The organism is Marinobacter sp. (assembly GCF_052091845.1).
In the GTDB taxonomy this organism is placed as follows: Bacteria; Pseudomonadota; Gammaproteobacteria; order Pseudomonadales; family Oleiphilaceae; genus Marinobacter.
The window spans coordinates 1-9,829 of record NZ_JBQDCO010000054.1 but is presented as its reverse complement, the minus strand read 5'-3'; the positions used below and the strand labels follow the sequence as shown (position 1 = coordinate 9,829).

Sequence of the window (9,829 nt, the reverse complement as noted above, 5' to 3'; positions counted from 1 at the left end):
TTAATCCGCCTGAAAATTCCCCAGCAGTACTGCGCTGCCCCTAGGCCCAACCACCACTTGCTGACCGTACGTACAGACAATCAATATTGGGTGCCTGAGCTGGAGCGTACCTGGAACCGAAGTACCCGCGAAGAACGTGATTTAATGTCTACTCTGCTGCCAGCCTTGATTGGTCTGGGAAGTGCAAAAATGTCGATGATAGACACCACTTTTTCTACCAATGCACCGCTTATGCGGGAAATGGTAACCAACCATGAAAACTACAAGGCCGGTGAGAAAACTAAAGGTCAGTACGACTATCAGCGGCGAAAGCTGGTTGCTCAGTTGACCACCAACCTTGGGCCCACCAACTTGATACTGAATGGTACACAAAGGCCTACAGAGGTGCTTCGTATATCCAGAAGCAAGGGTGTCACACCCACAATAAACATCAAAGCGTCGATCAAGAAGATGCAAGGCGCGGCGTCGCACGCCAAAACAGGCGGCATCTTACTGACTGGGGTAAGTCTAGGTTTGGCCTGCAACCAAATTGCCAACGCCCGAACACAGCGGGATAAAAACGATATCTTGGTGGAAACCGCAGGTGGAGTATTTGGAGGGCTTGTTTTCTCGCTCGGTGCGTCGCTTGTTCTACTTGCTATGACTACTCCTGTTGGCTGGGTTGGCGGTCTGGTTATCGGTTTTGGCGGTGTTGCAGCGGGATATGCTGGAGGTAGAACGGGTGTAGCACTCTATAATCTCAGTGGTGCGAAGGTCGATATTGTTTCGAAAGTAGGCGTCGGAACTCTCTGCTCTGTTGCACAAAAACATGGGCGAAAATCCTTACTTTCCGACGCCTCGTTGTCCATACTTTGAGCCGGAGAGCATTGCTGTGAGTGTTATTGATTTACTCTTTTACATTTACTTCGGCATCATGGGTGTTGGCTTACTGGTGATGCTTGTACTAATCCCCCTCTGGGCTGCACTCCATCACATCCTGCCGTCAAAACTGGACCCTATTTTGTTTCAAAGGCCTTTTTTTAAATCTTCGGAATTACTGAATTACCGGGTTTTCCCGTTGAGCCTTTTCCGCTCACTGAATTACGTCTATTTGATCGCATTGCCAACTTTTGCCAAGAAGAAACGCTTTAAAGGATTCAACGAACCGCTTCCGGTGGGGTTGTCGACTATCATAATGTGCAAGCTACATGCTGCTTTATGCATATTACTTTTTTTGATGGGCGTCCCCTACTTACTCATCAGTATCTGGGGGCTATTTGCTCTCTAAGCTGTAGTTCTCAATCCGGAGATGATGCCGAGGTTTTCAAGTTCTCTGCTTTCGGCTTTGTAGGTTTCGAAATATGGAAGGTGCTGACCCCAAATTTATCGTTTTCCTCTCTATCATGCTGGCAGGTGGAGCTTTTAGCGCAGTCTATTATCCCCTATGGGGCATTCTTCACAAGGTGCTTCCACGACGGCTTGATGCGCAGCTATTTCGAAAGCCATTTTTTAACGATGTGGAGCTCATCAACTACCAAGCCTTTCCATTTAGTCTTGTGAAAACCCTGAACTACAGCTATCTGATCGCAATACCTAGCATGGCGAAACGTAAGCGCTTCAAAAAACTCGATAAAAGGGTAAAAGTAAATCCTGCTATCAGAATCGCATGCATTATTCACATCTGGTCGGCCCTTTTGGGAACGGTAATCTTCTTTGCTATGTTTGGATATGGAGGGGGACTGTACTTTTTTTATACATGACTCGGAGTTGTATTGTGTGTACCACACAAGTTTATAGTTCTGGCGATGTTTTTTATACGCTACTTTTCCTGTAATTGGAGCTGCTGACGCCAATGATTGGAGAGCATGCTGACTTTGTGTTTTTTATCGCTCTATCCGCCTGCATACTTATTTTAGGCTTGTTGTACTTCCCTCTTTGGGCTGCCTTGCACAAATACCTGACACCCAGCTTGGACGACTTATTGTTCAGGGAACCCTGGTTTCAGAAGGCTGAACTCACTAATTACAGATTTTTCCCGCTGAGTTTGCTTAGATCCTTGAACTATATCTACTTGATTGGTTGCCCCAGGATGGCCAAGAGAAAACGCTTCAAGGGGTTGGAAGCTGTGATCCCTGTTGGGAAAGCCGTTGTTATACTCTGCAGGGCGCAGATGTTTATGGCTTTTTTCGGGCTCGGTTTGGCCGTTGTCTACTTTGGTTACGGCGGGATCATGGCGGTTTTCGTTCTTTGAGAGTTGACGTTCGGCATCATGAGGTCTGTTTGCCCTCTAATCTGAAGTAATATCCGGCAATCCAAAGCATAGCTGTAAGCAGTGTTGCGACGACAATAGCTGGCCCCACGGGTACATCGGAAACCACGGAATAGGCGATCGCGACTAAATGGCCGGTGATTGCACAAATCGCCGCGATAATTGGCGGTTTATCTTGAACAGAACCCACGATCAACGGTGTGATGATTAGGGTCGCGAACACGACGTAAATACCGGCGAGCGACACCGAGTAAGTGACTGAAATTGCGAAAACAGGCATGAAGGCAGCACCGGAAAACCAAGCTGGCAGCTTCCAGCTGAGTAGCCATACAAACGCTGTCAGTATCCCTGTTGCGATGATGAGCTCCCAGCTCGCCCATAGTAGATCTCCCGCGGCCGCCCTCTGCAGGGCTTGAGCGCCGTGAGGGTCACCACCAACCATCAATACTGCCAGACTAGCTCCTAGTACATAGAGAATGCCAATCCACGCCTCTTTGACCGCGCCGAGAAACTTAAAAATCAGTTGTACGGCTATGGCTGCGAGTAGGGCAAACAGCAAACTGCTTATCGACGCCCCTGCAAGTGTATGGTCTGGCAGGAAATACAATCCCGCCAGAGTTCCCAGCGCCGCCCACTGAGCAATCGCAAGATCCGCAAAAATGACTCCTCGAGCAATCACCTGATACCCCAGTGGTACGAGTAGCAGGCAGAGAAGTGCGCTGCCGAGCACCGGTAGGAGCATCCACTCAAAGGCTCCCATTAGCAACCTCTGGCATGGCACTTTCAAGGCGGTTGATAATTTCAGAAATCAGCTCAGCTAAAGTGTCCGTTTTTGAGTCGTCAGTAACGGTTCCCGGTAGTACCAGAATGGGTTTTCGTGTTTGAGTCGACAGCCATTGCGCAGGCTTTTGGTTCTGGTGACTGGCAATCAAAATCGCTGCCGCATCTTCTAACCTCGGATCTGCTAATAGCTGATTCAGGTGGCTGGCGCTTGGGGGCAGACCGGGTTTCGGTTCCAGATCCATGGTTGCGTCTATGCCAAGCCATCTTAATAGATAGCCGAACCCGGTGTGCTGGATGACAAGGGAGCGCCCCTGCAAGGCTTTTGCTCTTTCTTGCCAATTTGCACGGTGGAAGTTCCAGTTAACGCGCCATTTTATATAACGCGCAAAGATATCAGCTGAGTTGTCTGGCCTCATTGCGCCAAGGCGCTCAGCCAGCGCCTTGGCGATGTTCGGTAGTTGGTCCGGCGAGAGATGCACATGGGGATTCCCCTCGGGATGTACATCTCCCATGCTGCGATCTACGTGATCATGGGGAGCAAACAATTGAGCGTGATCTGCAGCAAAGAACAGCCCGGGTTGGCCTGGCTGAATGTCTGTATTGCCGGCTCTCTGAAGCAGTGCCGGCAACCAGCCCGCTTCCAGTGAAGCTCCCGTACACACAGCTATATCGGCCCGACTCATGGCTGCGATCAGGCTGGGTCTTGCTTCAATGTAATGGGGGTCCTGCAGATAGCTTGTGGCCGTTGTGAAGTGAGCGTCTGGCATGAATGTTCGGGCTAGAGCAGTCCATTCGGGCTCACAAGCAAACACATGAAAGTCTGCTCGGGCGGGTAGAGACATCAGCCCGGTCAATACAGCGGTGATGAACAATGGTAAGTAGCGCATATCAGTACCCATGAGCCCCGTGTGCGCCGAGCGACACTACATATTGCAGCGCCACGGTATTATCCGCGTTGCTGAATCCGGTTGCCGACTGATGAGTGTATTGGAGCCTGAGTGTCGAAAAATGTGAACGCGACCAGGCCAACATGACATCCGTTTCTTTAAGGCGTTGGCTGTGGAAGTGATCACCGTGCGCCTCACGCAGATCCACTTCGCCATACCGGATACCCGCCGACCACTGCGGGGCGAATTGGTGAACGCCAGACACGTACCAACCTTCGTGATAGTCATCGGAAGTCGCGAATTTGTTCAGATCATCGGCATAGAGGTATTCCGCGCTGAGTGTGAGCTGTTGTTCGCGGGTGTTGCCGTTTGGTGACCATTTCCACACGGCATCAGCAATGTAGAGATTTTTACCGCTGTAGGAAGCGCCATGACTGTGATCGTGCCCATGTTCGTGATCATGGTCATGGTCATGGCCGTGGTCGTCTTCGTCCACGCTGATCTGACGGTTATGCAGATAGGACAGCCCTGCCTGCCAGCTTTGGGCGGCAGAAAGGTCGCCTCCTACTCGGGTATTCAGGGTATAGACACCGATATCTTCGGTCCCTTCCGAAAGTTGATCGCCACTGAATGCCTCGGCGCCTATTTGCCAGTAAAACGGAGTGGGTAGCAGAGCATTTATGCGCAGGCCGGTATCGTAATAGTGGCTTCCCAGCAGCGCTCGGTAAGCGGCTGGTCGCTCCATGAAATCATCTTCATGCATATGTCGGCCATTGAGATAACCTACCTGAGAAAGGAAGCGGCCTGCTCGTACGTTCAGCCCAAGAGGTAAGCCGTTGGTTTGCAGGTAAGCCTCTTCAATTAGAACCTCGCTCTCGCCATCATGTTCTTCGAAAACGGTGGTTAACCGCCCCGAGAATAGATCGTCGATGGGAGAGGAGAGTGAGAGCTCTGTATGCCCTAAGCCAAATCCTTGTGCTCGGTGAGATAGCGCGGTGTCATTCTGCTTGTAGTGTCCATCCAGAGTAAGGCTTACGTCTGGGTTGAGCTCGTTTGCACTGGCACCGCTTGTGAGCAGTGCTAGTGATAAGGCGGTAAAAGGTACAATGCGATTTAACATGGGTGCTCCAACGGCAACGCAACAAGGCAAGCCAGTGATCACCGGCCTGCCTTGTGAGGTTCAGAATGGGTTAGTGCGAGTGTTCTTCGTTGTGCTCCCCATTTGTCAGGCCCAGCCAGACAACGGAAGATGCGTTAAAACCTAGGTCGATGCTGCGGACAACATCACCATCAGCCATATCCACCTCAATCACGGTTTGATTGTGCAGTACGAACACGTGTTCTTGAGCCGCCGATACAGTCACCGCCAAGGTATCTTCCTCGCTGGGCGCGTCCATCAGTTGAACGGTTTTGAACAATGTCCAGTTATCGGCGGGGTTGAATAGCCGTAGGCTGCCGTCGTTACCAAGTACATAAAACACCTCACCGTGAGTCGTAAATCCTTGGGTGAGTCGGGCTACGTCTGGGCCAATGTCCAGCTCTTGGTAAATAGTCGCTTCTGACTCTGGATCGATGATAAAGAGTCGGTCTCCTGCAATACCCACCAGCTCTTCAACGTCGTGATTGCCGACGAGGGTTCCAATGCGTGCGCCTGTTTCAAGGCTGTCAGGGTTAGCCAATTTGGTAGCTGGATAGCCAGCTTCGTGGAGGTCGATCACTAGCACACCGTCACCGCACCCAAACCCGAGACTATGCGCGTTCGCGGCGGCACCGTGAAGCTTCGGGCAGGCCTCGTCGTACCGAGTCTCGAAACCGAAACTGGAGCCGTCAAAATGATAACGCTCGACTGCCGCTGGGAGTGTGGTATCTGTAATGCCACTATCACGGTAGGTCACGAATAGGTGGTCGCCAATCAGTTTGGCAACACCGTGCATGTTGTTTTCAAGATCGAGACTGGCGAGAGTGGAGCTGTTCCCCAAGGACGCGTCAGAAAAAACAGTCACTTTTGAACGGGCAGCAGAACCACCGTCAAAGAAGACGACACCGTAAGGCTCGCCCAAAGTGTAGTGAGTGGGCTTGTGGTCATTCAGCGTCAAGGGCAGCATGGTCGGGGCTTCGGCATAGTCGTGCAGATGATCGCCGTGATCCTCTGTATAAAGCCCGCCATCAAAGAACGACACTCGATCTCCTTCACGCTGGATAGCGACTGCATACCGATGATCGGGCGATGAATAGAGGCGTGGGGGTTCACCGTCCATAGTCATGGACGTAAGTACTTCTCCATCGTCCAAGTTCAAGAACTTCAGAGCTGACGCATCGGTATCAAACAGGGCCAGGCGCCCGCCGGTATCGATGTCTGTGTCGTTGTGCGCCTCGTCTGAACTGCTTCCGCCACAGGCGGTTAGTAATGTTGCAGAGGCCAGCGTCGCGATAGTCGCCAAGCGGCGAAGAGCAGAGGGGAGCGGTCGGGGTTGGTAAATCATAAAGTCTCCGATTACATGTTATAACGTTGCATTATTGACATTAAAGCGAGCTCATCCTGATTCGTGACGAGGAGTGGTACCCTGTCAGTCGCAGATACTCGCGAACGGGTTTGGTCTAAAAACGAGGTGCTTCTTAATAGTCTTAAATGTTATGTTATAACATAATTAGTGTAAAGCAGAGTTTATCTGATAACGAAGGATCAGTAGATGGCAGAAAATCCGACGCGCATCCCCACTCACTTAGTGCTTGGTTTTCTCGGTGCTGGAAAAACCACGGCAATTCTCAATCTGTTAAAACAGAAGCCCGAAGGCGAACGCTGGGCGGTGTTGGTTAATGAATTCGGTGAGGTGGGTATTGATGGAGCCTTTTTGTCTAATCAGGGCGTGGCGGTTAAAGAGGTGCCTGGTGGCTGTATGTGCTGCATTTCCGGGTTGCCTATGCAGATAGGGCTTAACAGTTTGATCAGCTTTGCACGCCCTGATCGGCTGTTTATCGAACCAACTGGGTTGGGCCACCCGGCTCAGGTGATCGAAACGCTAACGGGCGAGTTTTACAAAGATGTTGTGAGTCTTTCCACATCCGTTTGCTTGGTTGATCCGCGCAGGTTGGAAGACAAACGTGTGCTTGCTAGCCGACAATTCCATGACCAAGTGGCTGTGGCCGATGTGTTGGTGGCGAGCAAAGCAGATCTTTGTACGGCTAATCAGTTGGATCAATTTGATATCTGGGCAAACACTTGGCAACCCCCAAAGCAGCGCATTGGGCAGATCAGTGGCGGTGAACTTCCGCTAGATTGGCTAGCAGGTAGTTCAGGCAACTTGCCTCCACATTATCCTGAAAGTCATCACTATCATCATAGTAAAGCTTCGGCTGAAAAACCTTCGCTGGCGGATGAGCCCTGGCAGTCATACTTCAATCAGGGCGAAGGTTATAACAGCATGGGCTGGCGGGTTCATGAAGACCTAGTGTTTGATCCAGTCGCGTTGCAAAGCTTGGCCTCCAGTGCGGAGTTTGAGCGCTTCAAAGGGGTGGCCCGTACGACCAGAGGCTGGTGGATGTTTAATGCCGTGGAGGGTGCATTAACGCTGCTAGACGCGGAGCCGACCGATGAGTCCCGGCTCGAGATTATCAGCCGAAAACTGGAGCCAGCGCAGCTGGATCATCAGCTTCGCGCTGCTTTAGCGGGAGAGACCGGAGCCGCGCTGTAACACCTATCTGCCTCGTTGAGTTTCACTAGGTATCGGAATAACATGTTATAACATATCATTAATCCTAGAAAGGTAGAGAAATGCTCTCCAGAAAACGAGTGACACTGTCCATCGTCTCAGTACTCATCAGTGCGCCCCTAATGGCCGCTGATAATCCCGGTTCACACCTGCATGGGCAGGCTAATCTCCAGCTTGCGGTCAACGATAATCAAATTGATTTACTGTTCATGTCACCCGCCGATAACCTCCTTGGGTTCGAGCATGAACCGCGTACGACGGAACAACAACAGAGGTCAGGCAGTGTTACCGATTGGCTGAAGACGACACCGTTGATCAACTCCGCCGAATCAACCTGTACAGTGCAGGCTGCGGAAGTTCAGCATCAAAGTCACGATGATGGGCACGCCCATGGTGGTCAGCAGCATCACGCTGATATCGAAGCTACTCAGGTTCTGGTGTGCCCCGGTCTAAAAAAAGCAGGGTCTCTAATAACGCCTATTACCGTTCGCTTCTCAGGAGTGGAACATCTCAACATCGAATGGGTCGGCCCAGATGGACAGGGCGCAACCCGCTTGGAGTATGGGGAGCAGACCTTCAAACTCGGGCGCTGAGCCTATTCTGTATAGGGTTCAACGGCCTTGGCAACCATGGAGTAAGATGAGGTGCCAACGGCGGTTTCGGTGTGATCAATCACCAGAGTACCTTCAACCCACACTGGGTCGTACAAGGCTTCAAGCTTAAACCCCTGTTTGTATTTTATGTGGATAATTTGGTTGGGCGGCGGAGGCGGAACGTGTATGCAAGCGCCATAATAGGGCACCAGAAAGAACTCTAATATGCGCATGTCTTTGGTTGTTTTCAGAGGCACGACAAAACCGGGGATTCTGCTTTCAATATTGCTCATTTCCGGAACAACCCGACCGGTCATGATTTCGTCTGGCAATAGGGGCGGCCCATCACCCTCATGCTCCAATTCTGGCATGTTTTCCAGCAGCGCCAGATCCTCAGCGGGCATGAGCTCTAGCCAGTCGATTTCACGCGGTTCTGAGCGTGCTTGCATAGAAATGCTCAGTAATAAAATTAGAAAAGCTGGTACGAGAGCCTTTGTAGGGCCTTGAAAAGAGTGGAGCATTGCAAACTTCCCCGGAAAACATGCAGCCGTTTAAGCGGTTGCGGATAAGATAAAGGCATAATACACGGAGCCGTTAACGATCAACATGAACAGCCAGTTATTATCCAGCGCAGATGGATCTATCGATAAGCCTGCAGCAATTGAAACCTCAAATCTTACGTTTTGCTGGGATCGTCTTCAGCCGACGCTAAGATTCCCTGACCTCAACGTACCCCGAGGCGAGCACCTCTTTTTATATGGCCCAAGCGGGACCGGAAAAAGTACGCTCTTAAGCCTCTTGGCTGGAATGTTTTCACCAGCCAGTGGCGTGGTCAAATTGTTAGGCACCGAATTCCACACGTCAGGTGCAGGCAAGCGCGATCGTTTTCGAGCGGATCATATCGGTGTGGTTTTCCAGCAATTCAACCTTGTGCCTTACCTCACCGCCGAAGCCAATGTGACTCTGCCCTGTAAACTTTCATCTCGACGTAAATCCGCAACTGGGGAAAGCCCAACACTGGCGGCACAACGGCTATTGTCTGCTTTGGCTATTCCAGAGAGCCATTGGCAACGTAAGGTTACCCAGCTGAGCATTGGTCAGCAGCAACGCATTGCCGCTGCACGGGCGCTCATTGGCGCTCCGGAGATTATTTTGGCTGATGAGCCTACATCCGCACTGGATAGCGATAACCGTGACCGCTTCATCAACCTGCTATTGGCATTGGCGAGTGAGCGCAACACATCCGTGGTGTTTGTTAGCCATGACAGATCGCTTGCCCAGTATTTTCATCATCAGGTTGAACTCGGTCAGGTGCCAGCATGAAGATTCGTCTCGCATTGTCTCTGGCAACAGCAAGCCTTTGGTACAGGCGTAAGGTGCTGGCGCTGGTGTGTCTCACGCTTACTCTTAGCGTCACGCTGTTACTCGGCGTCCAGTACTTGCGTACTGAAGTGAAGCAGTCGTTTACCAGCACCATCAGTGATACCGATCTGATTATCGGCGCTCGAAGTGGCCAGCTCAACCTGCTGCTGTACACGGTGTTTCATATGGGTGATGCCACCAACAACATCCGATGGTCTACGTATCAGGAACTCAAAAAAGACAAAC

12 protein-coding genes and 1 pseudogene are annotated in these 9,829 nt (G+C 51.2%); 8 read left to right on the top strand and 5 right to left on the bottom strand.

The window, feature by feature from the left end; all coding sequences use genetic code 11:
• From ACTHYN_RS14300 to ACTHYN_RS14285, 4 genes are all read left to right on the top strand, one after another.
• A partial coding sequence (locus ACTHYN_RS14300) for a hypothetical protein (protein WP_441813098.1) occupies nucleotides 1-855 on the top strand: 855 nt, incomplete at its 5' end.
• Nucleotides 856-871: 16 nt separating this feature from the next.
• Nucleotides 872-1,267, top strand: coding sequence for a hypothetical protein (locus tag ACTHYN_RS14295; protein WP_417520269.1), 396 nt, complete (start codon nucleotides 872-874; stop codon nucleotides 1,265-1,267).
• Between the two features lie 73 nt (nucleotides 1,268-1,340).
• Entirely contained in the window at nucleotides 1,341-1,739 is a 399-nt protein-coding gene (locus tag ACTHYN_RS14290; protein WP_441808216.1) for a hypothetical protein, read from the top strand.
• A 92-nt stretch (nucleotides 1,740-1,831) separates the two neighbouring features.
• Nucleotides 1,832-2,230: a hypothetical protein gene (locus ACTHYN_RS14285; protein ID WP_441813097.1), complete on the top strand. Its 399-nt coding sequence runs from the start codon at nucleotides 1,832-1,834 to the stop codon at nucleotides 2,228-2,230.
• Nucleotides 2,231-2,246: 16 nt separating this feature from the next.
• On the opposite strand, the gene ACTHYN_RS14280 is transcribed toward ACTHYN_RS14285, so the two are convergent.
• From ACTHYN_RS14280 to ACTHYN_RS14265, 4 genes are all read right to left on the bottom strand, one after another.
• Nucleotides 2,247-3,008 carry an ABC transporter gene (locus tag ACTHYN_RS14280; protein ID WP_441808217.1) on the bottom strand — a complete coding sequence of 254 codons (762 nt, stop codon included), beginning with the start codon at nucleotides 3,006-3,008 and terminating at the stop codon, nucleotides 2,247-2,249.
• Entirely contained in the window at nucleotides 2,995-3,930 is a 936-nt protein-coding gene (locus ACTHYN_RS14275; protein ID WP_441808218.1) for a metal ABC transporter solute-binding protein, Zn/Mn family, read from the bottom strand. Before ACTHYN_RS14275 ends, ACTHYN_RS14280 begins: the two co-directional genes overlap by 14 nt.
• Complete coding sequence (locus tag ACTHYN_RS14270) at nucleotides 3,920-5,038, bottom strand: hypothetical protein (protein ID WP_441808219.1); 1,119 nt, start codon at nucleotides 5,036-5,038, stop codon at nucleotides 3,920-3,922. Before ACTHYN_RS14270 ends, ACTHYN_RS14275 begins: the two co-directional genes overlap by 11 nt.
• Before the next feature lie 70 nt (nucleotides 5,039-5,108).
• On the bottom strand, nucleotides 5,109-6,401 hold the full coding sequence (locus ACTHYN_RS14265; protein ID WP_441808220.1) for a hypothetical protein: 1,293 nt from the start codon (nucleotides 6,399-6,401) through the stop codon (nucleotides 5,109-5,111).
• Nucleotides 6,402-6,608: 207 nt separating this feature from the next.
• On the opposite strand from ACTHYN_RS14265, the gene ACTHYN_RS14260 reads away from it, so the two are divergent.
• Together ACTHYN_RS14260 and ACTHYN_RS14255 are read left to right on the top strand one after the other, a co-directional pair.
• Nucleotides 6,609-7,610: a CobW family GTP-binding protein gene (locus ACTHYN_RS14260; protein WP_441808221.1), complete on the top strand. Its 1,002-nt coding sequence runs from the start codon at nucleotides 6,609-6,611 to the stop codon at nucleotides 7,608-7,610.
• Nucleotides 7,611-7,690: 80 nt separating this feature from the next.
• Complete coding sequence (locus ACTHYN_RS14255; RefSeq protein ID WP_441813096.1) at nucleotides 7,691-8,221, top strand: ZrgA family zinc uptake protein; 531 nt, start codon at nucleotides 7,691-7,693, stop codon at nucleotides 8,219-8,221.
• 2 nt (nucleotides 8,222-8,223) lie between these two features.
• On the opposite strand, the gene ACTHYN_RS14250 is transcribed toward ACTHYN_RS14255, so the two are convergent.
• A complete protein-coding gene (locus ACTHYN_RS14250; protein WP_441808223.1) occupies nucleotides 8,224-8,670 on the bottom strand; it encodes a DUF3299 domain-containing protein in 447 nt (148 codons plus the stop codon).
• Between the two features lie 157 nt (nucleotides 8,671-8,827).
• Between ACTHYN_RS14250 and ACTHYN_RS14245 the strand changes: the two genes are divergently transcribed.
• Both ACTHYN_RS14245 and ACTHYN_RS14240 read left to right on the top strand, forming a co-directional pair.
• Nucleotides 8,828-9,544, top strand: coding sequence for an ABC transporter ATP-binding protein (locus tag ACTHYN_RS14245; protein WP_441808224.1), 717 nt, complete (start codon nucleotides 8,828-8,830; stop codon nucleotides 9,542-9,544).
• Nucleotides 9,541-9,829: pseudogene (locus ACTHYN_RS14240) on the top strand (ABC transporter permease); the annotation flags it as partial. The gene ACTHYN_RS14245 and the pseudogene ACTHYN_RS14240, both read left to right, overlap by 4 nt.